Source organism: Alteromonas sp. CI.11.F.A3 (assembly GCF_032925565.1).
Taxonomy (GTDB): Bacteria; Pseudomonadota; Gammaproteobacteria; order Enterobacterales; family Alteromonadaceae; genus Alteromonas.
This window is the reverse complement of the sequence record NZ_CP136708.1, coordinates 2,766,230-2,792,134: the sequence shown is the minus strand read 5'-3', so window position 1 is coordinate 2,792,134 and position 25,905 is coordinate 2,766,230. Positions and strand designations below refer to the sequence as shown.

24 protein-coding genes are annotated in these 25,905 nt (G+C 44.2%); 6 read left to right on the top strand and 18 right to left on the bottom strand.

What is annotated here, in order from left to right; genetic code table 11:
* Window positions 1-47: 47 nt before the first annotated feature.
* Window positions 48-257 (bottom strand): hypothetical protein, encoded by a 210-nt coding sequence (locus tag R1T43_RS12075; protein ID WP_317349170.1) that lies wholly within the window; start codon window positions 255-257, stop codon window positions 48-50.
* 60 nt (window positions 258-317) lie between these two features.
* Here R1T43_RS12075 and R1T43_RS12070 point away from each other — a divergent pair, with 60 nt between their 5' ends.
* Both R1T43_RS12070 and R1T43_RS12065 read left to right on the top strand, forming a co-directional pair.
* Window positions 318-935, top strand: coding sequence for a DoxX family protein (locus R1T43_RS12070; protein WP_317349169.1), 618 nt, complete (start codon window positions 318-320; stop codon window positions 933-935).
* Window positions 936-1,028: 93 nt separating this feature from the next.
* Complete coding sequence (locus R1T43_RS12065; RefSeq protein WP_211070769.1) at window positions 1,029-1,580, top strand: NAD(P)H nitroreductase; 552 nt, start codon at window positions 1,029-1,031, stop codon at window positions 1,578-1,580.
* Between the two features lie 240 nt (window positions 1,581-1,820).
* Here the strand turns inward: R1T43_RS12065 and R1T43_RS12060 are convergent, their stop codons facing one another.
* Together R1T43_RS12060 and ansA are read right to left on the bottom strand one after the other, a co-directional pair.
* Window positions 1,821-2,663 carry a DUF2797 domain-containing protein gene (locus tag R1T43_RS12060; RefSeq protein WP_317349166.1) on the bottom strand — a complete coding sequence of 281 codons (843 nt, stop codon included), beginning with the start codon at window positions 2,661-2,663 and terminating at the stop codon, window positions 1,821-1,823.
* A 9-nt stretch (window positions 2,664-2,672) separates the two neighbouring features.
* Window positions 2,673-3,680 carry an asparaginase gene (gene ansA / locus R1T43_RS12055; protein ID WP_317349165.1) on the bottom strand — a complete coding sequence of 336 codons (1,008 nt, stop codon included), beginning with the start codon at window positions 3,678-3,680 and terminating at the stop codon, window positions 2,673-2,675.
* A 164-nt stretch (window positions 3,681-3,844) separates the two neighbouring features.
* Here ansA and R1T43_RS12050 point away from each other — a divergent pair, with 164 nt between their 5' ends.
* Window positions 3,845-5,725, top strand: coding sequence for a DUF885 domain-containing protein (locus tag R1T43_RS12050; RefSeq protein WP_317349163.1), 1,881 nt, complete (start codon window positions 3,845-3,847; stop codon window positions 5,723-5,725).
* A gap of 68 nt (window positions 5,726-5,793) precedes the next feature.
* On the opposite strand, the gene lipA is transcribed toward R1T43_RS12050, so the two are convergent.
* The 13 genes from lipA to leuS all read right to left on the bottom strand — a co-directional run bounded on the left by lipA (window position 5,794) and on the right by leuS (window position 18,910).
* Window positions 5,794-6,756, bottom strand: a complete 963-nt coding sequence (gene lipA, locus R1T43_RS12045) for a lipoyl synthase (RefSeq protein WP_057792240.1) — start codon at window positions 6,754-6,756, stop codon at window positions 5,794-5,796.
* Entirely contained in the window at window positions 6,749-7,333 is a 585-nt protein-coding gene (lipB, locus tag R1T43_RS12040) for a lipoyl(octanoyl) transferase LipB (protein ID WP_247670735.1), read from the bottom strand. Before lipB ends, lipA begins: the two co-directional genes overlap by 8 nt.
* A 72-nt stretch (window positions 7,334-7,405) precedes the next feature.
* Window positions 7,406-7,669, bottom strand: coding sequence for a DUF493 family protein YbeD (gene ybeD, locus R1T43_RS12035; protein ID WP_013784374.1), 264 nt, complete (start codon window positions 7,667-7,669; stop codon window positions 7,406-7,408).
* Window positions 7,670-7,759: 90 nt separating this feature from the next.
* Window positions 7,760-8,944 carry a D-alanyl-D-alanine carboxypeptidase family protein gene (locus R1T43_RS12030; RefSeq protein WP_211070774.1) on the bottom strand — a complete coding sequence of 395 codons (1,185 nt, stop codon included), beginning with the start codon at window positions 8,942-8,944 and terminating at the stop codon, window positions 7,760-7,762.
* Window positions 8,945-9,239: 295 nt separating this feature from the next.
* Window positions 9,240-10,142 (bottom strand): septal ring lytic transglycosylase RlpA family protein, encoded by a 903-nt coding sequence (locus tag R1T43_RS12025; RefSeq protein ID WP_317349159.1) that lies wholly within the window; start codon window positions 10,140-10,142, stop codon window positions 9,240-9,242.
* Window position 10,143: 1 nt separating this feature from the next.
* Window positions 10,144-11,259 carry a rod shape-determining protein RodA gene (rodA, locus tag R1T43_RS12020; RefSeq protein ID WP_211070776.1) on the bottom strand — a complete coding sequence of 372 codons (1,116 nt, stop codon included), beginning with the start codon at window positions 11,257-11,259 and terminating at the stop codon, window positions 10,144-10,146.
* The gene (mrdA, locus tag R1T43_RS12015; protein ID WP_211070777.1) at window positions 11,259-13,148 is read right to left on the bottom strand and encodes a penicillin-binding protein 2; all 1,890 of its coding nucleotides are present in this window, start codon (window positions 13,146-13,148) and stop codon (window positions 11,259-11,261) included. Before mrdA ends, rodA begins: the two co-directional genes overlap by 1 nt.
* A 14-nt stretch (window positions 13,149-13,162) precedes the next feature.
* Window positions 13,163-13,633 carry a 23S rRNA (pseudouridine(1915)-N(3))-methyltransferase RlmH gene (gene rlmH / locus R1T43_RS12010; protein WP_013784369.1) on the bottom strand — a complete coding sequence of 157 codons (471 nt, stop codon included), beginning with the start codon at window positions 13,631-13,633 and terminating at the stop codon, window positions 13,163-13,165.
* 78 nt (window positions 13,634-13,711) lie between these two features.
* Window positions 13,712-14,029, bottom strand: a complete 318-nt coding sequence (rsfS, locus tag R1T43_RS12005) for a ribosome silencing factor (protein WP_013784368.1) — start codon at window positions 14,027-14,029, stop codon at window positions 13,712-13,714.
* An 8-nt stretch (window positions 14,030-14,037) separates the two neighbouring features.
* Window positions 14,038-14,748 carry a nicotinate (nicotinamide) nucleotide adenylyltransferase gene (nadD, locus tag R1T43_RS12000; RefSeq protein ID WP_211070778.1) on the bottom strand — a complete coding sequence of 237 codons (711 nt, stop codon included), beginning with the start codon at window positions 14,746-14,748 and terminating at the stop codon, window positions 14,038-14,040.
* Window positions 14,749-14,752: 4 nt separating this feature from the next.
* Entirely contained in the window at window positions 14,753-15,781 is a 1,029-nt protein-coding gene (holA, locus tag R1T43_RS11995; protein ID WP_317349155.1) for a DNA polymerase III subunit delta, read from the bottom strand.
* Between the two features lie 2 nt (window positions 15,782-15,783).
* Window positions 15,784-16,305: an LPS assembly lipoprotein LptE gene (gene lptE, locus R1T43_RS11990; protein ID WP_317349154.1), complete on the bottom strand. Its 522-nt coding sequence runs from the start codon at window positions 16,303-16,305 to the stop codon at window positions 15,784-15,786.
* Window position 16,306: 1 nt separating this feature from the next.
* The gene (gene leuS / locus R1T43_RS11985; RefSeq protein WP_317349151.1) at window positions 16,307-18,910 is read right to left on the bottom strand and encodes a leucine--tRNA ligase; all 2,604 of its coding nucleotides are present in this window, start codon (window positions 18,908-18,910) and stop codon (window positions 16,307-16,309) included.
* Between the two features lie 408 nt (window positions 18,911-19,318).
* Here leuS and R1T43_RS11980 point away from each other — a divergent pair, with 408 nt between their 5' ends.
* Complete coding sequence (locus R1T43_RS11980) at window positions 19,319-21,694, top strand: ATP-binding protein (RefSeq protein WP_317349149.1); 2,376 nt, start codon at window positions 19,319-19,321, stop codon at window positions 21,692-21,694.
* A gap of 62 nt (window positions 21,695-21,756) precedes the next feature.
* Here the strand turns inward: R1T43_RS11980 and R1T43_RS11975 are convergent, their stop codons facing one another.
* The gene (locus tag R1T43_RS11975) at window positions 21,757-22,587 is read right to left on the bottom strand and encodes a 3-hydroxyacyl-CoA dehydrogenase (RefSeq protein ID WP_317349146.1); all 831 of its coding nucleotides are present in this window, start codon (window positions 22,585-22,587) and stop codon (window positions 21,757-21,759) included.
* A gap of 138 nt (window positions 22,588-22,725) precedes the next feature.
* Complete coding sequence (gene yhbY / locus R1T43_RS11970; RefSeq protein WP_013784361.1) at window positions 22,726-23,019, bottom strand: ribosome assembly RNA-binding protein YhbY; 294 nt, start codon at window positions 23,017-23,019, stop codon at window positions 22,726-22,728.
* 95 nt (window positions 23,020-23,114) lie between these two features.
* Between yhbY and rlmE the strand changes: the two genes are divergently transcribed.
* Together rlmE and ftsH are read left to right on the top strand one after the other, a co-directional pair.
* Window positions 23,115-23,744, top strand: coding sequence for a 23S rRNA (uridine(2552)-2'-O)-methyltransferase RlmE (rlmE, locus tag R1T43_RS11965; RefSeq protein ID WP_211070783.1), 630 nt, complete (start codon window positions 23,115-23,117; stop codon window positions 23,742-23,744).
* A 110-nt stretch (window positions 23,745-23,854) separates the two neighbouring features.
* Entirely contained in the window at window positions 23,855-25,801 is a 1,947-nt protein-coding gene (gene ftsH / locus R1T43_RS11960; protein ID WP_211070784.1) for an ATP-dependent zinc metalloprotease FtsH, read from the top strand.
* Window positions 25,802-25,905 lie beyond the last annotated feature (104 nt).

Below are 25,905 nucleotides of genomic sequence, written 5' to 3'. Positions count from 1 at the left end.
GATCGCTAACTAATTTGTAATTGTTTGTGATTGTACCGCAAAGTCACTCACTTATGGGCATTCTCGTCATCTGTGAGCCATTGCGCAATCACTTCAGCGATGTGTTTATGATCATTCGCGCTTAGCTGCATCATCAAGTCGCCAGTGGTCTTTTTGTAACCCACTTTTTTGTGCCCACGAACGAATAGCCGTTTAAGCGGCGATGCATTTTGCTTTCCCTGCGGTTGTTTCCTATTGTTAAGTGAAAGTTTATTCACTTCATCACGTTCCTATAACAAGACGTTAAAAACGAAGTCCCAATAACAAGGCTCTTGATAATGATAAAGCAATTATACGCAAACCTCTTTAAAAAACTCAGTGTGGCAGATGGTATTCCATTACTGCTATTAAGGCTTTATTTAGCCCCTGTAATGATTCAGGCTGGTTGGAACAAAGCCAGTAGCTTTTCGAGCATCGTTGACTGGTTCGGGAATGAAGACTACGGACTGGGACTACCCTTTCCATTAGTGCTTGCCTTTTTGGCCACGGCAGCTGAATTGATAGGCGGTATTTTCTTATTATTAGGCTTGCTAACAAGATTAGTGGCGATACCGTTAATGGTAACCATGTTAGTGGCCATATTTACGGTACACATCGACAATGGGTGGTTGGCCATTGCTGATGCATCTTCTTGGTTAGCCGATGGCACTATTTTGATGAACGACAGTGTGATGGCTGCTCCAGAGAAACTTAGTGCTGCAAAATCTCTACTGCAAACCTATGGAAACTACGATTGGCTTACTTCCAGTGGCAGTTTGGTGGTGCTAAACAACGGTATTGAATTCGGTGCTACCTATTTCGTCATGTTACTGGTGCTATTTTTCTATGGTGGTGGTCGCTATGTAAGTATTGATTATTTCTTTCGCCCTAAATTACAAGATAACGGCTTTAGGTAATTTGACCTTGAAATAGACCAGCTATGCTGGTCTTTTCTCATTATAGAACGTAGGATCTTCCTATAACGCTTTGTTCGATAATAGGATACTGAAATGGATGCACTTACGTTACTGCTTAACAGAAGCTCTCAACCTAGACTTAATGCACCTGCACCGTCAGGTGATGCGCTTGAAAATATCATGCAAGCTGCACTTCGTGCCCCCGATCATGCGTGTTTAACACCGTGGCGTTTTATTGTTTGTGAAGGGAAAGGCTTAGATAAACTAGGCAGCTTATACGAGCAATCAGCTATCGATAACGATAAATCTGAAAAAGAAATTGAGCGGGCAGTGCAGTTACCACATCGAGCGCCTATGATTGTGGTGGCCATTGCTAAACATGTTGAGCATGAAAAAGTGCCACGCGTAGAGCAAATTGCTTCAGCGTCTTGCGGGGTGATGGCAATGCAAATGGCTGCGGTAGCCCAGGGGTTCAATGGCATGTGGCGAACGGGGAGTTATGCTCATTGCGATACGGTAAAGCGTGGTTTTGATTTAAGCGATGACGACGAAATTGTTGGGTTTTTATATTTAGGTACGCCAGCGTTTGAACCAGCAGCAAAACCAGAGCGTGATACATCTGACTACTTCGAATACTGGCGCTAACTTTCAGTATTGGCGTGCTAATCACTTGAGAGCTGGGCTTCCGCTTCACGCCCAGTGTTATAGGGTTTTACATGGTTAATGTAGCAAACTTTGCGTTACAGGCTTTTCATTACAGGCTTAGGTAGAAAGCTAACCGTGCAGATAAGATAATTTTATCTGCACGGATCGAGCGGGAAAGCTATGTATTACACTTTAAGCCGCTTTTTAACCTGCATTTCAACCTAGATTTTAAGCCAGATTTTATCCTACATGCAGATTTACATTGTAGCCGGCGTATTTACGGATATTGATAACACGGTCGCCATCTAGCATCCAATATTGCCCTTTAATTCCAGTGAGTACTCCTTCAAATTCTGGCGTCTTATCTAAGTTAATCGATTTTATTTTTTCAGGATAAGTATCAACAGGGTAATGAATGTTATGCACTTCACCATCGGCTTCAGATACCGCTTGTATCCCTTTTGTCTGCTGAATTTCTGCTAAGCCATCAGCAATTTTCGACAATATAGTGGTTTTAAGCTCAAGTAAATCAACTTGATCTGGAGCACTTTTCAGCATAGTGCGCCAATTGGTTTTATCGCCAATATGTTCTTTGCAAAGCATTTCCACTAGGCCGCTAGTGAGCCTGTCTGTTACGCGTAACATGACGGTGGCTTGGGTAGCGCCCTGATCCATCCAGCGTGACGATACGCCATCGGTAACGTGGCGAGTTATCCCCACTTTTACATTGCCGGTATTAGCCAGGTACACAAAGTGCTCGCTAAAACAGTGCTCTTCGCCCCATTGGGGTTCTCGGCATGTCCCTTCATGGTAGTGACATTTTTCAGGCTTGATAATACAACTATCGCACTGGGCTAGTGAAATTAGACAAGGGTAGCAATAGCCTTGGCTAAAACTTTTCTTAGTCTTTCTATTGCAATGTACGCAGTTAATGTCGCCCGTAAAACCCAGAGAAACTTTTTGTCCGATAACCGGATTTATATCGACGTTGTGGTTTCCAATTGGAAGCTGGTAGTTAACCGTATTGTTGTCGTCAGCATGAGTGTGCATTTTTCTCAGCGCACCGCTATAAGATGTGGTCATGGTGTATTCCTATTCACTAAGCTCGCCGCAAAGATTTTGGGTAAGCTTGGCCTTGATGGTTTCAAACGGTAAATTCTTACTTAATAAGTAATGTAATTTTGCCAATGCTGCTTCTGGGGTCATATCACTGCCAGACAATACGCCGGCTTCTTGCAATCCATGTCCGGTGGCATAGCCGCCCATGTTTACGCGACCGCGCATGCACTGTGTGCAGTTAAGCACCGGTATTTGTCTGTCTCGCGCATATTCTAGTTGCGCAATAAGGGCAGGGCTTTGGGGTGCGTTACCTACGCCGTAACTTAATAATATGAGTGCGTTGACAGGTTGCTGTAGCGTGTTTTTAAGGACTTCGGATGAAATACCAGGGTACAAACTCACCATGCCAATAGGTTGCGCTGTTACACTGGAAACCTTAAGCGTTTTATCCGACTTAGTCGCGAGTTCACCCGCTTTAAGGCGAATGTTAATACCCGCTTCAAGAAGCGGTGGAAAGTTAGGTGAGTCGAAGGCACTAAATCCATCAGCATCCACCTTACGGCTACGGTTTCCCCGTAACAAGCGGTTGTTAAAAAACAAGCCCACTTCAGCAATAGGAAAATTAGCGGCAACGTAAAGCGCGTTTAACAGGTTTACTTGGCCGTCAGATCGCAGTTCTGCAAGAGGAATTTGCGAACCTGTTACAATCACAGGCTTGATTAAATCTTCCAGCATAAAGCTTAGTGCTGAGGCAGTGTAGGCCATGGTATCAGTGCCATGCAGAATAATAAAACCGTCGTATTTATCATAGTTTTCTGCAATATCATCAGCAATGCGCTGCCAATCAGAGGGATCCATATCCGATGAATCAATCAGGTTATCGTATTCATGCAGTGTGAATAATGGCATTTCACTGCGATGAAATTCCGGCATGTCATTCAATGTATCACCAAGGAAGCCTGCGGCTGGAATATAACCATGATCTGATGGTTTCATGCCGATGGTGCCACCTGTATAGGCAATATAGATATGTTTACGCATTGCGTAACCTCACTTCTTGTGTGGGTTTAGGCAGAATGACGGCATTCTAACAGCCCGAAAAGTAAAGTCATCCTGTTCGCGCAAAAACCTTGTAATCAATAGGCGGTAACAGGCAATATTAGACGGTAAATCAATAATAAATACACGACAGGTTATTTTTAATAATGAAAACAATGAAGATAAGTTTACTTAGTGCTGCCATCGTAAGTAGCCTACTAGCTGTCCCAGCCTTAGGCCATCAGCAAGCCGATACGTCGGTTTCTACTCAATTGCAGTCTGCGGTTAGTGATGCCAAAGACATCACAGACGTTGAGGCAAAGAAAACAGAGGCAGAAAAATTAGCCGCCCTAACGCTTAAATATTTCAACGAGTCGTTAGAACGAAACCCTATAATGGCGACATTTTATGGCGTAAGCGATTACAACGATAAGTTTAACGAGCCTTTAAGCGAGGCATTTATTGCTAAATCAAAGGCGCATGAGCAAACTTATTTAGAAGCCATTAATGCTATTGATGCGTCTAAACTTACTGGGCAAGATTGGATCAGTTACCATATTTTCAAAAGTGACAGAGAACATGCCATTACCGGTTACCAGTTTGGTAGCCAGTACATGCCAATTAATCAAATGTATGGCGTGCATACTTTTTTCCCCATGCTGGGCTCTGGCCAATCTGCGCAGCCGTTCGCGACAGTTAAAGACTATGAAAACTTTATTTCACGTACTAAAGGCTACGTCGAATTTATCGATAGCGTAATTCTGTATATGAAAAAAGGGATTGAGGAAGGGGTAGTATTACCGACCGCTATCACCGAAAAAATGGTACCGCAATTAAGCGCTCATGTTGTGAAGAAAGCCTCTGAGAGTGTGTTCTACGGACCTGTAAAACAGCTCGAGCAAAATGAAGATATTAGCGATGATGAAAAAGCACGCTTAGCTGCTGCCTATGAAGGAATGATCACTGAAATGGTTGTACCTTCGTATCAAAAACTGCACGACTTCGTAGTAGAAGAATATTTGCCTCATACACGCGCTACGGTAGGGTATTCAGATTTACCAAATGGAAAGGCCTGGTACGAATACAAAATTAAAGACAACACTACCTTGCCGCTAAGTGCCGATGAAGTGCATGAGTTTGGGTTATCTGAAGTGTCGCGCATATTAGATGAAATGAAAGCGGTTAAAGAAACCGTAGGCTTTGAAGGCAACTTAGCGGCGTTCTTTGATCACCTTCGTACTGACGATAAGTTCTACTTTGAATCTGATGAAGCCCTCATAAAAGCCTATACCGATGTTAAAACGGATATAGACGCTCGGTTACCTAAACTTTTCAGCGTATTTCCTAAAGCCGATTATATTGTAAAAGCGGTAGAGCCGTATCGTGAAGCGTCCTCGGCCGCAGCCAGTTATATGTCTCCTGCACCAGATGGCAGCAGACCTGGTATTTTCTATATCAATACCCGTGACCTTAAAGCCCAACCTAAATTTAGTTTGGAAACCTTGAGTATTCATGAGGCTGCGCCTGGTCATCACTTCCAAATTGCTATTCAGCAAGAAGTGGAAGGCTTACCTTTGTTTAGAAAATTCAACGGCTATACCGTGTTTAGTGAAGGCTGGGCTTTGTATGCTGAAAGCTTAGGAAAAGAGCTAGGTATGTTTACCGACCCTTACATGTGGTACGGGCGCTTAAACGATGAACAGCTTCGTGCTATGCGTTTAGTGGTCGATACTGGGTTGCATGCCAAGGGCTGGAGCCGTGAGAAGGCTATTGCGTATATGCTTGAGAATTCTTCTATGGCTGAGTCTGATGCGGTTGCGGAAGTAGAGCGTTATATTTCTATTCCCGGTCAAGCGTTAGCGTATAAAGTGGGTGAGCGTCATATCAGACATTTGCGTAATCAAGCCACTGAAGCCTTAGGTGACGACTTCGATATCAAAGCGTTCCACAGCAATATTCTGACCGATGGGGCAATGCCAATGCCTATTTTAAGTGACAAAATGTCGATGTGGATAGACGAGGTAAAATCTAAAAGCCAAGGCGAGTAAGTTGATAACTGGCTAAGTAAAAAGAAAGGCAAATAAAAAAGCGGCTGTGAAAGCCGCTTTTTTTATATTTATTTTACTTCTTTACCTGCTGCCTGTTGGTCTGCATGGTAACTAGAGCGAACCATAGGGCCACTGGCTGCATGAGTGAAGCCTATGTCTTTGGCGTAAGCGCCTAGTGCATCAAATTCATCAGGATGAACGTAACGCTTAACAGGGAAGTGATGGCGACTTGGCTGCAAATATTGGCCAAGGGTCAACATGTCCACGTCATGAGCACGTAAATCACGAAGCACGCCTTCAATTTCCACGTTTTCTTCGCCCATGCCCATCATCAAGCCTGATTTGGTTTTAATATCAGGATGCTGAGCTTTAAACTTCTTAAGTAAGTCTAGTGACCACTGGTAGTTCGCACCAGGGCGGCACTCGCGATATAAGCGAGGAATGGTTTCTAAGTTGTGATTAAACACATCAGGAACACCATTTTTGAAAATTTCTAATGCGCGATCCATACGGCCACGAAAATCTGGTACTAGCACTTCAATAGTGGTAGTCGGACTGTGCTCGCGAATAGCGTTAATACAATCAACGAAATGTTGTGCACCACCGTCACGCAAATCATCGCGGTCTACCGAGGTAATTACCACGTAACGAAGATTCATTTCAGCAATGGTCTTCGCTAGCTTTTCTGGCTCTTCCGCGCTTGGCGGAAGCGGTTTACCGTGGGCAACATCACAGAACGGACAACGACGGGTGCAAATGTCACCCAGAATCATAAAGGTTGCCGTACCATGGTTGAAGCACTCAGCTAAGTTAGGGCAGCTGGCTTCTTCGCACACAGAATGCAGTTTATTCTTTCTTAATGTCTTCTTAATGTGATCAATTTTATCTGTGCTGCGTGGCAGCTTAATTTTGATCCACGAAGGCTTGCGCAGCATTTCTTCCTTTTCAGTAGGAATAATGGTGACAGGAATGTGTTTTACTTTTTCGTCGTCGCGGAGTTTAACTCCAGCTACAGGTCGTGCGTTACTCATCAAAACCTTCTTTATGTCGTTTTTCCGTAATGGAAAGCGCTTCAAGTAGTAAGTCGGTAAGAACTTCACCGGCAACACTTATCGAATCAGGGCCATTCAGACTGGCGGTATCAATCATTTCCATACCTGCATAACCACATGGGTTAATGCGCTGAAACGGTGACAAGTCCATATTAACATTTAATGCCAAACCATGAAATGAGCAACCGTGACGAATTCTTAACCCTAATGAGCAGACTTTTTTCTCATCTACATAAACCCCAGGTGCATCGGGTTTAGGGTAGGCGGTAACACCGTATTTAGCCATCAAGCCTACTACCGCGTCTTCCATCGCAGTCACTAAGTGACGTACACCTAGCTTGCGTCTTCGAATATTAATAAGAAGATAAATAACCTGCTGGCCTGGGCCGTGGTAGGTTACCTGACCGCCTCTGTCGACTTGTACCACGGGAATGTCACCGGGCATCAAGATGTGTTCAGCTTTGCCTGCTTGACCTTGTGTGAATACAGGGTCGTGCTCAACCAGCCAAATTTCATCTTCAGTCGTATCGTCACGCTCATCCGTGAACGCTTTCATGGCAGCCCATGTGGGCTCGTAGCTTTGTCTGCCAAGTTGCCGAATAATGACAGAGTCGGTTAGGGTGCTCACTTATAGTACGACTCTTACAAGTTCTAACTTAGCCAGTTCAGTGTAAATAGTTTCCATATGCTCTTTGCTGGTCACTCGTACACTTACCGATACAGAATGGTAATTACCTTTACTGCTTGGCTTCACTGCAGGTGAATAATCACCTGGCGCGTGCTGCTGTAAGCACTCAATTACGTGATTAGGTAAATCGTCATGGGCAATGCCCATTACTTTAAAAGTTTGATTTGTTGGAAAATCTAGAAGTTCATCGAAACGGGTATCCATGCGATATCCTTTTTATACAATCATTAAATACAAAAACGGCCCGATTATACCAATCAGGCCGCCCTTGAACTAGTGTAGCGATGCGTAATGTTACGCTTCGTCGAAACCCAGTTGCAGCATAATGTAATCTTTAATGCGGTTTAGCATGCTGCCTTCTTTCACTTCTTGTAAAGTGACAAGGGGGTAGCTAGCAACATCTTCGCCTTCAAGTTGAAGGAAAAGTGTGCCTACAACTTGGCCTTTAGCCAGTGGCGCTTCTAGTTTTTTATCTAGTTCAAAATTGGCTTCCAAGTTAGCCGCTTGGCCGCGTGGAATGGTAATGGGGGTAGATTGGTTAATTCCAAGGTCTACAGTTTCTCTATCGCCCATATAAATGCGGTGTGCTACAAAACTATCGCCAGCTTTGTAAGGCGTTAGCGTTTCATAAAAACGGAAGCCATATTTAAGTAGCTTTTTGTTTTCTACTTTACGGGCTCTTTCACTGTCGGTGCCCATAACCACAGAAATTAAGCGCATATCGCCTTGTGATGCTGAAGTAATAAGGCTGTAACCCGCGTCTGACGTATGGCCAGTTTTAATACCATCAACGTTTAAGCTTTTGTCCCATAATAGGCTGTTACGGTTATATTGCTTGATGCCATTAAATGTAAATTCTTTTTCGCTGTAAATTTTATACATTTCAGGGGTTTCAGCAATAAGCGCACGAGACACTAATGACATATCACGAGGTGTGGTGTAATGGTCAGGGTCGTGAAGACCGTGTGCATTCACAAAGTGTGAGCCTGTCATACCAAGCGCTTGGGCGTGGGCATTCATCATGCTGGCAAATGCGGCTTGTGAACCAGCAACGTGCTCGGCCATTGCTACGCAAGCATCGTTACCTGATTGCACTACAATTCCGCGTAATAAATCGCTTACCGTAACTTGTGTACCCACTTCAATGAACATTTTTGAAGAATCTGGGAATTTTTTGGCCCATGCATTTTCAGAAATGGTTACTTCGTCAGAAAGGCTAATGTTACCGGCTTGCAGTTCTTTACCAATAACATAAATGGTCATGATTTTAGTCAAGCTGGCAGGTGCCAATTGCATGTCTGCGTTTTTCGACGCGATTACGTGTCCGGTTTCAAAGTCGGTTAAAAGAAAGCCTCCCGCCGCTACAGATGGAGCGGGTGGAGTAACCACTGCTGCATTAGCTGACAGTGCTAGCACACTGAAAAGCATAAAAGCGAAGGAGAGAAAAGACGGTTTAGCGCGTTGAATTATTCTGAGCATGATTTTATTTTCTTTGACCGTTTATTATCCGTTTAAAACTGCACAGCAGGCACGCTATACAGTTAATACTACTACTTAGTTTAGAATTCTAACGTAAGGCGCATAGTTCGACTAGGGTTAAACCAAAAAGTTTAGCTGTTAATAGAGATTAGGCTACGAAACAACGAAAAAGCGCCATAAATGACAGATTTGAAACGCGTTTCGCCACATTGCCGCCACAGTTGTGGCGATTTTTTAAACGGGTGAATTTTTGAGTGAGCGCTTTTTTGTACAAGCGCTTTTTTTAAATGGGAGACTATAAGGTTTGTTTTATCTTATACGCTTGCGGGTAGCCGTTTTGTTTAAGTTGTTCTAGCAATTCGTGGGCAAGGGCTTCATCTTCAATAGGGCCAAGTTGAAGTTTATACACATTGCCTACCACTGGCATGTGTGTCGGCACCTGATAAAGCGCCGACAGTACATTCGAAATAGACTCGGCTTTTTTCTGATTCGATAGTGCTGCCACTTGAATAAAGTAGCCGTTTAATGACATTGACGTTTGTGGAAGGTTGTCGCTTTGTACAGGCGCATTCGCGGCCACTTCTGATGAAGGTATTGGCGCTGAGGGAAGAGGCGCAATGCCAATGTATTCATCGTAAGTTACCGTTGGGTTTACGCCAACCGTAACGTTATTGTCGGGGTCGAAGTGAATGACTTCAATTTTAACCTTTGCCGTGCCTTTGTTGTGATAACCCAATTTTACTGCCGCAGCATAAGACAAATCGATAATACGATTATCGTGAAAAGGGCCACGATCATTCACGCGAACAATGGCTTGTTTGTTGTTATCTAAATTAGTCACACGCACATAAGAAGGCAGCGGAAGCGTTTTGTGGGCTGCTGACATGGCAAACATATTGTAAGTTTCACCGTTTGAGGTTAAATGGCCATGAAACTTCTGACCATACCAACTGGCGTAACCTACTTCTTCAAACCCTTTACCAGATGTAAGCGGCGTATAATGTTTACCGAGCACTTTATAAGGGCGGCTGTTAAACATTCTATATGCTTCATACTTGGGGACTGCATCTAAGGTTTCAGGCACTTTTGCCACATGGTTTGGGGCAGTATCTTGATGTTGAGTATAGCGGCCAGTAGGCGCTGATTTACACGCAGCGAGTATGAATGAAGCAAACAGTATCAACAGTAGTGTGCGCATATTATCGAGACATTAGTCGTTTTTGAGTGGCAATAGACATTAGCATGCCAAAGCCGGCCATTAATGTCACCATGGAAGTGCCGCCATAACTCACTAAAGGTAATGGCACCCCTACAACAGGCAGTAATCCAGATACCATTCCCATGTTTACAAACACATAAACAAAGAAGGTTAAGGTAATACTGCCTGCCAGTAATTTAGAGTAGGCGTCTTGAGCGCGACTGGCAATAATAAGCCCACGTAAAATAACGCAAAGGTAAATAACCAGCAGAACAATAACCCCAGTAAGGCCAAATTCTTCACTGAAAACCGAGAAAATAAAGTCGGTATGTCGTTCGGGTAAAAACTCTAATTGTGATTGGGTGCCCTGTAACCAGCCTTTTCCATCTACGCCACCTGAGCCAATGGCAATTTTCGACTGAATAATATGGTAACCCGAACCGAGTGGATCGCTCTCTGGGTTTAAAAACGTTAACACCCGTTGCTTTTGATACTCTGCCATTAAAAAGAACCACATAATGGGCGCAAAACCACCTAGCAACAGAGCAACAAAACCGATAAGCCGCCAACTCATACCGGCAAGGAAAATAGCGAAAATCCCCGAGCTAGCGATAAGCAGCGATGTCCCTAAATCGGGCTGTTTGGCAATAAGCACCGTTGGAATAGCCACCATTAAAAAGCCCACCACAATATTCATGGTGCGAGGGGGCAAGGTAAACTGGCTAATATACCATGCAACCATCATAGGCACGGCAAGCTTCATTAACTCTGAAGGTTGAAAACGTATAAATTTTAAGTCGAGCCAGCGCTGCGCGCCTTTACCCATGTCACCAAATAACAATACCGCGATAAGCATTAGCAGCCCGGCAATATAAGCGTAAGTCGACAGCCGGCGAAATGCGCCAGGGGGAATTTGTGCAATACCGAACATAACGGCCACACTCAGTGCTAAGCGCGTAATTTGGCGTTCTACTTGGCCGGTGTCTTGTCCTGAGGCGGAATATAGCGTTACCAGCCCCACTGACATTAGCACTAACAGGCTTAAAAACAGCCAGCCATCAATATGGATACGCTGTAAGAAACTGGTTTTATTTGGGTTGAGCGTGTTCTTTTTCATTATTCGTCAACCTTGCTAATTTCGGTGTCGAAAACCCGATCACGAAAATAGAAGTCCATGATTTTTTTGGCCACAGGAGCGGCATTTTTACTACCGCCTCCGGCGTTTTCAAGCACCACTGTCACTGAAATCTCTGGGTTTTCAAAAGGAGCAAAGCCTACATACATGGCATTGTCTCGCAAACGCTCATCAATTTTTTCGGCGTCGTATTTTTCATCTTGCCCCACAGAAAATAACTGTGCAGTACCGGTTTTTCCTGCAGACTGATAGGGGGCATCGGCAAAGGTATGGCGAGCACCACCTTCTTTACCATGCACCACGTCGTGCATAGCATTAAGTACAATATCGACATTATGCTGATTTTTAATTTCGATAGGCCGAAGGGTTTTAAGTGGAATAATTTCTACCGAGCTATCTTCATGCATGAACCCGCGAATAATTTGCGGAATAATACGCTCGCCACGATTAACCAAGGTGTTCACTGAGTGCGATAACTGAATAGGGGTAGTAGACCAAAACCCTTGCCCAATACCCACAGGAATGGTGTCGCCGATATACCAAGGCTGGTTAAATCTCGCACGCTTCCAGCCCCTGCTAGGCATATTCGCATCAGATTCTTCATATAAATCGATACCGGTAAAATCACCAAACCCAAATTCGTACATGGCTTCACTGATTTTATCTATACCCAGCTTATACGCTAAGTCGTAGTAATAGATATCGCAGGACACTTCTATTGCTTTGGCAATATCTACTTCGCCGTGGCCCCACTTTCGCCAGTCTCGCCACGTGTGCGATACATTGGGTAATTGATAGCGGCCATTATCTTGAATCGTATATTCTTCGGTAATTATGCCTTCTTCAAGTCCAATTAAGCCAAGGTGCGGTTTAATAGTGGATGCTGGCGGATACTGACCTTGAGTGGCGCGGTTTATTAATGGGCGATCAGGGGAGTTGAGCAGGGCAGCGTAGTTCTTTCTGCTGATACCGTGCACAAACAAGTTCGGGTCGTAACTGGGGTTTGAAAATAACGCCAATACCCCTCCTGTTTTTACATCACTCACAATGACTGCGCCGCGCTGACCTTCCAGTGCTTGCTGGGTAGCAATTTGTAGCGAAAGGTCGATGTTTAATACAATGTCTTTACCGGGCACAGGAGGGTCTACGTTTAACACGCGAATTATCCGGCCTTGGTTATTTACTTCCACTTGTTGGTAGCCAACGGAACCGTGTAACAGCTCTTCGTGGTATTTCTCTACCCCCAATTTGCCAATGTCGTGGGTGGCGGCATAGTTATCTTCTTGGCCCGCTTCTACTAACTTTTGAAGGTCTTTCTTATTGATGCGAGCCACATAACCCAACACATGGGTAAGGGCTTCTTTATAGGGGTAATGACGCGCTAGACGTGCTTCAATTTGTACCCCTGGGTATAAATGTTTGCTGGCAGAAAACAGCGCAACATCTACTTCAGATAATTTGGTACGAAGGGCAATGGGTTTAAAGCGTCGTTGGCCTTTTAAACTGCTATTAAAGCTTTCGCGTTCCTCGGGGGTGATACCCATTAATTGGGTTAAGCCATCTAAGGTGGCGTCTAAATCGTTGGTTTGCTCAGGCGTGATCTCTAAGCTAAACACGGGACGGTTTTCCGCAAGCAATATACCGTTTCTGTCGTAAATTAACCCCCGGTTTGGCGCAACAGGTAAGACCTTGATGCGATTTCCGTTTGAACGGGTCTGGTAAACGTCGTGTTGTTCAACTTGCAGGGAATAAAGGTTATTCAGCACCACGCCTAACATCATTACAACAATAATAAAGGCGATAGACGCACGTCTTGCAAATAAGTTTGCTTCGGCCGAGTGGTCTCGAATTGCTTGGCGCTTGCGATGCATAAAAGACTATTCTCTCACTCGCGATGATACGGGTGGTTCTGAGTAACAGACCAAGCGCGATATAAACTTTCAGAAAGAATAATTCTTACAAGTGGATGAGGTAGGGTAAGTGCCGATAGTGACCATTTTTGTTCAGACACAGCAATACATTCAGGCGCTAAACCTTCCGGCCCACCTATCAAAAGACTGACATCTCGGCCATCCATTTTCCAATTATCTAACTGTTTGGCTAATGTTGGGGTGTCCCAAGGTTTACCGGTAACTTCTAATGTCACTACTCGGTTACCTTTAGGAATAGCAGCGAGCATTTGTTCGCCTTCTTTTTCTAAAATGCGTTTAATATCGGCATTTTTGCCCCGTTTACCAGCGGGAATTTCGGTGAAACTTACCGGCAAATCGGCGGGGAAGCGGCGAAGGAATTCATCTACCCCTGTGGTGACCCAGGCGGGCATTTTTGTACCTACGGCGACAATTTGTATACGCACAGTGGGTAAATCCTTTAGTACATCAAACTACCAACAAAGTTGACCGCAGCCTTTCTTATAAGTCTGCGGTTGGCTTTGTTAAGACCACAGCTTCTCTAACTGATAGAAATCGCGGGTTTCATCTTGCATCACGTGCAAAATTACGTCGCCAAAATCTACTAATACCCATTCGCCAGTTTCTTTGCCTTCAACGCTTGTTGGTGCTTCGTCTGCGCTTTTAGCTTCTACTATTACATTTTCAGCAATAGCAACAACATGGCGCTTTGAGTTACCAGAGCAAATAATCATGGTGTCGGTAATGGTTGATTTGCCACGAACATCCAGTTCTATAATATCGCGGCCTTTCATGTCGTCTACTTTATCTTTTACGAACTGCTTGAGTTGTTGACTCTCCAAGTGTTTCCTCACTTATTTGATAATTCTTGGTATAACCGATGTGTATGAATATAGTCTGCGACTGCCGTGGGCAGCCACTTTGCTATTAATTTCGTGGCTTGAAACTTTGCGTCATGCAATGCTGTTTCGTTCAAATGTGTTTCTTGCAATGTCGATGATGCGTTCGTTTGAACGGCGCTGCGCAATTGCGTTGATGAAACAGGGTGTAATGGGGTATCTGCAAGAAATACTAAGCCATTAGGCTGAGCATGAAGTTGCAGAACGTCCTCTGTTTTGTTGGCTTTTAACCACTCAACTAAGTCATCGGGTGGTGTAAACGTATCGCTGTCGCGACGCATTACCACTAGGTGACAGAAATCAAGCAAACGCTCCCACTCAAACCAAGACTTAAGATTATACAGGGAATCGGCGCCAATGAAAAAACAGATTGTCTTATTGTCTCTTTCTTTTAATGCACGAAGGGTTTTTACTGTGTAAGACGGCGAGGGAAGCGAGAGTTCGATAAGCTCTGGATACAAGCGTTTATCTTGCTCACAACACAGCTTCACCATGTTTACCCGATGCTTTTCGCTAACAGCCACGGCTTTATGCGGCGCAAGCTTACAGGGCATTAAACCTAATGCATCAATATTCAATTCTGACAGTAAATGAAGCGCAGGAGAAACGTGGCCTAAATGGGGCGGGTTAAAAGTGCCCCCTAAAATGGCGCAAATAGCCAAGAACTTAAGCTTCCATCAAAGGAAGGTGAAAAATACCCATTGCCATAAACATCATGCATAAATGGCAAAGCTTTACGAAGGGGCGTGAAATAACGTTTTGTTTAAACGCTAAATCGGCCTGGGTAAGGGCATCCTGAATTTGTAGCAGCTGTTCTATGCTAAGGCGATTTAACGCGCTTTGATAGAAGCCTTGCCTGTTACGCCAAATGCCAAACTTTTGCCATTGAATTGCTTCACCATTAGCGGCAGCACTTTTTAACTTCCACAATACTTCCCACTCTCGAATGAGAGCCCAAATTATAATATTTGGCTCTAAACCTTCACTTTCAAGGCGGTAAAGCATTTTCACGCAGCGGTTGGCATCGCCGCTTAGCATGACATCCACTAACTGAAACACGTTGTAGCGAGATTGGTCTACCATCGCTCGTTCAATTTGCGCTTCAGAGACGGATTGTTGCGGGTAGAGTAAGGCAAGCTTATCAATTTCTTGTTTGGCTGCGAGTAAATTGCCTTCGCAAAAATCGGCAATCATTTTCATTCCAGCTGCATTAATGGTCAGCTGATGTTGTTTCACTTGATTGCTCAGCCATGCAGTGAGTTGTCTACCTTCTAAGGGATAACACAGAACAGAAACACCCATTTCATCGAGTACTTTAAACCACTTACCACGCTGAACATCTTTGCCAATTTTGGGACCGTGAATTAACAGCAAGGTGTCTCGGGTTAACCCTTTGGCGACTTCTTGCAGCATTTTGCTGCCTTCAGCGCCGGGCTTGCCCGTGGGGAGTTCTAATTCAATAAACTGTTGGTTTGAAAACAATGACATGCTTTGCGTTGCTTCAAGCAACTGGTTCCATGAAAAACCAGTGTCAGCCACAAGCACTGTGCGCTCATCAAAACCATTGGCTTTTGCCGTGGTACGGATTTGCTCTATCACCTCAAACTTTTGCTGAGGTTCATCACCAAATACCAAGTAACAGGAGGCTAATCCTTTACCTATTTCACTGGAAAATTGGTTTGGGTAGAGTTGCATGCTTAATCAATCAGCTTAGCGGCAGAGGCTTGGCTTGAAAGTTTACGGATAATAATGTCCGCTGCCTCGGCACGCATTTCATCAAGTACTAATTCTAGTTCTCTTGATTTCGCCAATACTTGATCGGGGTCATCTTGATAATCACGCATTACGTCGAAGGTAGCCATAATGGCTTCCTCGTCAGGAAATTGAACCCGATAACGTACGGTATAAATCAGTTCGTATTCAGCAACCTGACCCGAAGCGTAAACCGAAAGCAGTCTACGCTCTAATTTTTCAGGCAGTAAATACAAAGATACGCCGTCAGTAGACGACGTAGTATCTTGTTGGTAAACGCCATTTAACCCGTACACGGTAAGGCGGTTATGAAGCGCTCTTGCAAGCGGTGCATGAGCGCGAGCACTGTTAATAAGCACTGATTTAACATTTTCTGGAAGGCTAGGCGCACTTCTTAAATGAAATCCACAACCGCTGAGTGCAACAAGTGCACTCAATACCACTGTGTAACGAAGTAAACGGCGCATATTAGTTAGCCACTATGTTGACAAGTTTTCCTGGCACCACAATAACTTTACGTATTGTTTTACCTTCAATAAACGGCTGCACGTTATCTTGTGCTTTTGCCGCTTCTTCAATGGCGTCTTTGCTGGCATCAGCAGCCACGGTCATTTTAGCGCGAACCTTACCGTTAACTTGCACGATGATAAGCTTTTCGTCTTCAACCAAGGCCGCTTTATCGGCTTCAGGCCAAGGGGCATGGTCGATATCGCTTGTCTGACCCAATACTTTCCACAATTCATGAGAAATGTGCGGGGTAATAGGGTTAAGTAGCAACACTAATGACTCTGCGGCTTCACGCATAATGGCAATATCTTGCGCATCTTCTTGTGGTGCTTTTTGAAGATGGTTCAATAATTCCATAATAGCAGCGATAGCAGTATTGAACGTTTGGCGACGACCTAAGTCATCAGACACTTTTTCAATGGTCTTGTGTACTTCACGGCGTAATGCTTGTTGATTTTTATTCAACGCTTTTGCATCAAGGGCAACGGGTACGCCTTTTTCAACGTGCTCAGTAACTAACTTCCAAATACGACGTAAGAAGCGGTTAGCACCTTCTACACCTGAATCTACCCACTCTAATGTTTGCTCAGGAGGCGCAGCGAACATGGTAAATAAACGCACCGTATCGGCACCATATAGGTCGATAACTTCTTGTGGGTCAATACCGTTGTTCTTCGACTTCGACATTTTAGTCATGCCGCCGTGAATAACGGCTTCACCATCGGCAGTTAGCCATGCTTTTACAATACGGCCTTTTTCGTCTTTCTCAGTAGACACTTCAGTCGGTGAGTACCAGGTTTTCTTACCCGCACTGTCTTCACGGTAGTAAGAATCTGCTAGTACCATGCCTTGGCATAACAAACGCTTAAACGGCTCATCAGAATTTACCAAGCCTTCGTCACGTAAAAGTTTGTGGAAGAAGCGAGAGTACAATAAATGCAAGATGGCATGCTCGATTCCACCAATGTACTGATCCACGGGTAGCCAGTAGTTTGATGAAGTTGGGTCTAGCATGGCATCGTGATTTGTGGCGCTTGCGTAGCGAGCGTAGTACCACGACGATTCCATAAAGGTATCGAAGGTATCGGTTTCACGAAGCGCAGGTTCACCGTTGTAAGTGGTTTTTGCCCACTCAGGATCGGCTTTAATCGGTGAGGTAACACCGTTCATTTCTACATCTTCTGGAAGTACAACTGGCAATTCGCTTTCAGGTACAGGAACCGACTCGCCATTTTCCAAGTTGAGCATTGGAATAGGTGAGCCCCAGTAACGCTGACGGCTTACACCCCAATCTCGTAAACGGTAGTTTACTTTGCGCTTGCCAAAGCCTTTTTCTTCAAGTGCGGTGGCGATGTCATTAAACGCATCGTCAAACGCTAGACCATCGAACTTTTCAGAATTTATTAACGTGCCTTTTTCGGTATACGCAGAAGCAGTTAAATCACATTCTTCTTTTGCATCGGCATTAGGCGCGATAACTTGCTTAATGGTTAAGCCATATTTAGTCGCAAATTCCCAATCGCGCTGATCGTGACCAGGTACTGCCATTACTGCACCTGAACCGTAATCCATCAATACGAAGTTAGCCACCCAAACAGGAAGTAATTCACCCGTTAAAGGGTGTACCGCTTTAATGCCTGTATCGCAGCCTTTTTTCTCCATAGTCGCCAATTCTGCTTCGGCTACTTTGGTGTTTTTACACTCGTCGATAAAGGTGGCAAGTTCAGCGTTTGTTTTCGCTGCAAATTCAGCTAGTGGATGTTGTGCAGCCACTGCCACGTAAGTTACGCCGTAGAAAGTATCAGGGCGTGTGGTGTAAACGGTTAAATCGTTTATGTCGCTGCCGTTTTTACCTAAGTTAAAGGTAATGTCTACCCCTTCAGAGCGACCAATCCAGTTTGCCTGCATTGCACGTACTTGATCAGGCCATTCTTCAAGCTGTTCTAAGTCGGCCAATAACTCTTCGGCGTAGTCGGTAATTTTGATGAACCACTGTGGAATTTCTTTTTGTTCCACTAATGCACCTGAGCGCCATCCTCGACCATCAATAACTTGTTCGTTAGCCAAAACGGTTTGGTCTACTGGATCCCAGTTAACCGTTGAGTTCTTTTTATATACCAAGCCTTTTTCATAAAGACGAGTGAAGAACCATTGTTCCCAGCGGTAGTAATCTGGTTTACAGGTAGTAACTTCGCGGTCCCAGTCGTAACCGAAACCCAAAGAGCGAAGCTGTGTTTTCATGTAATCAATATTGGAGTAGGTCCAATTCGCAGGCGCAGTATTATTATTAATAGCGGCGTTTTCTGCTGGAAGACCGAAAGCATCCCAACCCATAGGTTGGAGAACGTTTTTACCCTGCATGCGCTGATAACGACTAATAACATCACCAATGGTGTAGTTACGCACGTGACCCATATGCAAGCGACCACTTGGGTAGGGGAACATAGAGAGACAGTAGAACTTCTCTTTTTCTACATCGTCATTTGCTTGAAATGAGTTATTTTCTTCCCAGTATTGCTGAACACGTTGTTCTATATCTTTCGGGTTGTACTGATTTTCGGCCATGAAACTTAGGCTTCCGCATTATTAGAGTTAAAACGTTCATGAAACCTGCTCCCTAGAAAATTTCATTCTGGGGAAGTGAGTCGCGATTAGGCTGAATCACAATATTGCAGGTTTAACTTGCATGTAGCCGCATAGAATAACCCAGCGCTACACTTAGCCTCAATAGCTAGTGCTAGGTTAGCACGACTTTTTTGTGACTACTTGTTGAAAAAGTAAGCGTATTGGCAAAGGTTTCCCTTCATCATCGTTTACTGACGAAAAATTAATAGCGGTAGTTGCTCGTTAATTCACCGATTAGAGGCTTGAAACAGTGCTTTACAGCATAAGGGTTTGACACACTAGTTAAATAGGGTTTCACTTACCCTAAAGCACAATAAATAGAACACTATGCCAGGCGAAAGCACCACTATGGCCCTAGATCCAATTGACCTCACCCCAACCATTAATCGAAAAGCAGTGAATGCTGCCTTAAAAGACGATGAAGCCTTAAATGCCACTTTTATAGGGCAGGAGCGCGCGCGAGAAGCGTTAACTTTTGGTCTTGGCATTAACGCGAAAGGCTATAACCTTTATGTGATGGGTGAACCGGCCACGGGTCGCTTCACATTGGTAAAGGATTACATTGAACGCCAAGTCGCCGTGCTGCCTGCACCTGATGATTGGTGTTATATCAATAATTTTGATGAAGAGCGCGAACCCGTAGCCCTTCGTTTTCCCCCTGGCGGCGGCAAAGCATTCCAAAAAGATATCACTCATTTAATTGATGATGTGCTTGATACCTTTCCAGTGGCATTTGACAATCCTGGCTACCAGCGCCGCAGAACCAGCATTTCCCGCGAGTTCGATCAAAAATACGATAGCGCTATTGATGCAGTAGAACGTTTTGCAAAAGCTAACGATGTGGCCATGAGTGAAGATGGCGGCACCATTACATTTTCACCTATTGTTGATGGCAAACCCATTAGTGATGCTGAATTTGCTACCGCGAGCGATGAAAAGCGCCAATTCTTTTATAATTTAATAGATGAGCTAGAAAATAGATTAAGTGAAAGTTTATTAAGTTTACCTTCGTGGAAGCGTGAAAATTCAGAGCGCTTGCGTGAGCTAGATAAGCAAACTGCCGAGCAAGGCATCAAGCCGCTATTAAAAGTGCTTGAGCACAAATATGCGTCAGATTTAGGTATTTTAAAATATTTAAAGCAGCTTAAAACCGCGCTCGTGAATGCTATTTTGCTTATTTTAGCTGAAGAGCAAAAAGAAGAAAAAAATGATGAGTTTGACAAACGCTTGTTCTTAGAAGAGCAATTTTTGCCCAATGTATTGGTTGCAAATCGTTTAGATGACACAGCGCCGGTAATTTATGAGCCAAACCCAACGTATCAAAACCTGTTCGGAAAAATTGAATACACCAATATTCATGGCAGTGTTTATACCAATTACAGAATGATTCGCCCAGGTGCACTTCATCGTGCCAATGGCGGTTATTTGCTGCTTGATGTGGATCAGTTAATAGAACAGCCTTATGTGTGGGATACCCTTAAACTGGCGGCGAAATCAGGCCGCTTAAAAATGGATTTGCCGCAGCAAGATGTAGGCATGGTAAATGCCATTACGTTGAACCCGCAACCTATCGATTTGAACGTAAAGATTGTGCTTCTGGGGTCACGAGACTTATATTACACCTTGCAAGATTTTGATGATGAATTCGATGAGCTATTTCGAGTACTGGTCGATTTTGATTTAGAAATACTGGTGACCCGACAAGCGTTGTTCGATTTTGTGGGCAAAGTGCGCAAACACATATTGGCGCTTAATTTAACCGGTATTACCGCTAATGCCATGTGCCGGTTAGTTGAATATTCACTGCGTATGGCTGAACACCAAGAAAAGCTCTCGGCGCATTTTGCCGAAGTGATTGAGCTGGTAAACGAAGCCCATTATTTTTGTGTAAAGTCAGGTGGCGAAACCCTAGAGCTTGATCATTTACGCACCGCGCTGAGTGCCAAAAAACGCAGAACAGGGCGAGTAAGCCAAACCTTGCTGAATGATATTAAAGAAGGGCATGTGCTTATCGCTACCGACGGCAAAGCCATAGGTAAAGTGAATGGGCTTACGGTGCTAGATATTGGCGATACCGCCTTTGGTACGCCTGCGCGCATTACTTCAACAGTATTTGCAGGCGCTAGTGGCGTAGTCGATATTGAACGTGAAGTAGAGCTGGGGCAACCCATTCACTCCAAAGGCGTAATGTTGTTAACAGGGTATTTGGGTTATAAATATGCCCAACATTTCCCGCTAACTTTATCGGCCAATATTGCCTTGGAACAGTCTTATGGGCACATCGATGGTGACAGTGCATCATTAGGCGAATTAGTAGCATTAATTTCTGCGCTAACCGAAATTCCCTGCGTTCAAACGCTTGCCATTACAGGTTCGATAAACCAATACGGTGAAGTGCAAGCGGTGGGAGGGGTGAATGAAAAAATCGAAGGCTTCTTCGATTTATGTCAGCACCGCGGTCTAACCGGTACCCAAGGTGTGGTTATTCCTAAATCGAATGCGATAAATTTGGTATTAGATGCCACGGTCATTGATGCGGTGAAAAAAGGCTTGTTCCACATTCATACGGTTGAAACGGTAGATGAAGCCTTAGCCGTATTAATGGGGCAAGACGCCGGTACATTAAGTAGCCGAGGTCGTTACCCTAAAAACACCATTAATTATCATGCAGTGAATCGTCTATATAATATTGCACTCATGGTAAATGGTGGCGACGGCGAATAAAGGCTATTCGTAAAAGAGAGCATCACAATGATGCTCTCTTTTGTTATAGCCAATATAGCTAATTATTTTGGCGGCATTCTTAAGCCGCCGTCTAAGCGAATGGTCTCGCCATTTAAATAATTATTTTCGGCAATATGCAGCACCAATTTTCCGAACTCTTCCGGTAAGCCTAAGCGTTTTGGAAACTGAACGTTAGCAGAAAGGGCGTCTTGAACTTTTTCTGGCATGGAAAGCAGCATAGGGGTTCCCATCACCCCAGGTGCAATAGTGTTGACGCGAATGCCTAGTGGAGCAAGATCTCTTGCCATAGGAAGCGTAAGCGCAATAATCCCGCCTTTACTGGCTGCATACGCAGTTTGGCCAATTTGCCCTTCATAGCCTGCCACAGAGGCAGTGTTAATAATAACGCCACGCTCGCCTTCCTCATTCAATGGGGCTTGCTTCGCCATGGCTGCAGCCACAAGGCGCGCCACATTAAAACTTCCCACTAAATTAATATCAATCGTGTTTTGAAAGTCACCTAAGGGGGCTGGGTTGCCGTCGCGGTCCAATAAACGTTTAGCCGGGGCAATGCCGGCGCAGTTTACGCACAGGGAAAGCGCGGAAAAGCGAGTAATGCACTTATCGATAGCATGGGTAATGTCATCTTCACTTCTCACATCAACCTTAACAAACAGCGTATGTTCAGCACCAAGTTCTTCAACACGTTGTTTACCCATTTCTTCATTAAGATCGAGTAAACACACATTGGCACCAGCCGCACGAAGCGCAATGGCAGTAGCATGACCAAGACCAGAGCATCCACCCGTGACTATGGCGGTTCGGTTTTCAAGAGGCTTTTGCTGTAAATAGGTAGTATGAAGCGAGTCGGGGATAGGCTTTGTTTCTATCATAGGGTTTCCGCGTAGGTTCCGTATTATTTTTTTGTTAATTTATGTCCACATCGACATTATCATGTCTATTAACATAATATTAACGGTAATACGGTACGAAAACTATGGTGCCGGCAAAAACCGGCACCACGGTATGACTTATTTTGGCAATTGAATTTTACGCTCTTCACTCGGACGGTAAAGAATTAGCGTATGTCCAATTACTTGTAGCTTTTCTGACTTAGTTTCGCGAACAATCGCATCCATGATGAGTGATTTTTCTTCACGATCATCAGTTGGAACTTTAACTTTAATCAGTTCATGGAAATTTAATGCATTGTCGATTTCCGCAACAACACCTTCAGTAAGGCCGTTTGAACCTAGCTGTACGATAGGCTTTAGCGGGTGCGCTAGGCCTTTTAAAAATTGTTTCTGTTTATTTGAAAGTTTCATGTAGTCAATTTTCTTACAATTAATCTATAAATTTAAGCTTGAATTAACGTATTCTAACGCCATCTTCTCTACAATCCTAATGACAATGTATTGGAATGACAAAAAAGAAGCACTCTGCCAGCAGTAAACGCTGGTTAACAGAACATTTTAACGACCATTATGTGCAAAAAGCGCAGAAGCAGGGTAAGCGATCGCGTGCCTTCTTCAAATTGGAAGAAATTCAGCAAAAAGACAAACTTATCAGTCCGGGTAACACAGTAGTGGACCTTGGGGCTGCGCCAGGAGGCTGGTCACAACTCGCTTCTGAACTGGTAGGAGACAACGGGCAAGTTATCGCATGCGATATTTTACCGATGGATTCTATCGTTGGCGTTGATTTTTTGCAGGGTGACTTCAGAGATGAAGCTGTTTTAAATGCGTTATTGAACAGAATTGGCGGGAACACCGTAGATATAGTGTTGTCTGATATGGCACCGAACCTGTCTGGAAATGCAGCAGTAGATCAAGCCGGGTCGATGTACTTGTGTGAATTGGCACTGGATATGTGTCATCAAGTATTGAAACCAGGTGGAGGTTTTATGATCAAGGTTTTTCAAGGGGAAGGCTTTGATACCTTTCTGCGCGCATTACGTGACTCGTTCACAACCATAAAAACACGTAAGCCCGATTCATCACGATCACGGTCTCGTGAGGTGTATTTGGTGGCTCTTGGGTATAAAGTGTAGTACGCTTTGAGTAAGCGATTTTCGTTGCGAAAGTTTATGTGTGTTAGTGAAACTCTCGTGGTTTTATCTTTCACAAGTATATTCTTTCGGATTTTTAGAGGTTAGTAGCATTGAGCGATATGGCAAAAAATTTAATCTTATGGTTGGTTATCGCCGTTGTGTTGATGTCTGTTTTTCAGAGCTTTTCACCTGGTGAATCGTCGAAAACACAGACCGATTACACAACTTTTTTAAGAGAAGCTGAGCAGGGTAACATCCGTGAAGTTCGCATTAATAATAGCGGCGAAATTCGTGGTACCCGACGTTCAGGCGAAACATTCCAAACGTACGTACCGTATTTTGACGACAAGTTAGTTTCTGACTTAGTTAAAAACGATGTGCGCGTTTACGGTGAGCCGCCAGAAGAACAATCATTTCTCACATCTATCTTCATTTCTTGGTTCCCAATGCTTCTGCTTATTGGTGTATGGATTTTCTTCATGCGTCAAATGCAAGGTGGCGGTGGTCGCGGCGCAATGTCTTTTGGCAAAAGCAAAGCTCGCCTATTAGGTGAAGACCAAATCAAAACCACATTCGCTGATGTTGCAGGTTGTGACGAAGCAAAAGAAGATGTGTCTGAATTGGTAGATTTCTTACGTGACCCATCTAAGTTCCAAAAATTAGGCGGTAAAATTCCTAAAGGCGTACTGATGGTAGGTCCTCCTGGAACGGGTAAAACGTTGCTTGCTAAAGCGATTGCTGGTGAAGCGAAAGTACCTTTCTTTACCATTTCAGGTTCAGATTTCGTAGAAATGTTTGTGGGTGTTGGTGCATCGCGTGTTCGTGACATGTTCGAACAAGCGAAAAAAGCCGCGCCTTGTATCATATTCATCGATGAAATCGATGCGGTAGGTCGTCAACGTGGCGCAGGTTTAGGTGGTGGTCATGATGAACGTGAACAAACACTTAACCAGATGCTTGTTGAAATGGATGGATTTGAAGGTCATGAAGGCATTATTGTTATTGCCGCGACTAACCGTCCAGACGTATTAGACCCTGCATTGTTACGTCCAGGTCGTTTTGACCGTCAAGTGGTTGTTGGTTTACCTGACATCCGTGGTCGTGAACAGATTCTTAAAGTGCATATGCGCAAAGTGCCTGTGGCCGATAACGTTGAAGCAAGCGTTATTGCCCGTGGTACACCAGGTTTCTCCGGTGCCGACTTAGCTAACTTAGTTAACGAAGCTGCTTTATTCGCTGCACGTGGTAATAAACGTCTAGTAGCGATGGAAGAGTTCGAGAAAGCGAAAGATAAAATCATGATGGGCTCTGAGCGTAAGTCTATGGTGATGACTGAGGAAGAAAAGACCAACACGGCTTACCATGAAGCAGGGCATGCAATTGTTGGTCGTTTGGTTCCAGAACACGATCCTGTTTACAAGGTTTCTATTATTCCTCGTGGTCGTGCGCTGGGTGTAACTATGTATCTTCCAGAACAAGACAAGTACAGCCACAGTAAACAGCATTTAGAAAGCATGATTTCTAGTTTGTATGGTGGACGTATTGCTGAAGAAATGACCCTTGGCGAAGCAGGCGTAACTACGGGTGCTTCAAACGATATTGAGCGTGCATCCGATATTGCGCGAAAAATGGTGACGCAATGGGGCTTGTCGAGCAAGATGGGACCATTGCTTTACGCAGAAGAAGAAGGCGAAGTGTTCTTAGGTCGTTCTTCATCTGGTTCAATCAGAATGTCAAATCAAACAGCTTTAGCAATTGATGAAGAAGTTAAAGACATCATCAACCGCAACTACGCACGAGCTGAAAAGATCCTAAAAGATAACGCGGATATTTTGGAAGCCATGAAAGATGCGTTAATGAAGTACGAGACTATCGACGCGAAGCAAGTTGATGATTTGATGGAACGTCGTGAAGTTCGTCCTCCTTCAGATTGGGATGATCGTCGTCCTTCTGATGGCGACAAGCCTAGTGGCGGTAAGCCTACTCGCGAAGGCGAAATTACTAACGATGGTGTTGATAAGCCTTCTGTTGGTAAACCAGGTGACTTACCAAGCTAAACGTTGCTAAAAAAGTTTATAAAACGCCAGTATTTCTGGCGTTTTTTATTTGTGCCGTAATAATTTTAAATGACCGATACCAGGCCGTGCTGGCTGATTGATTT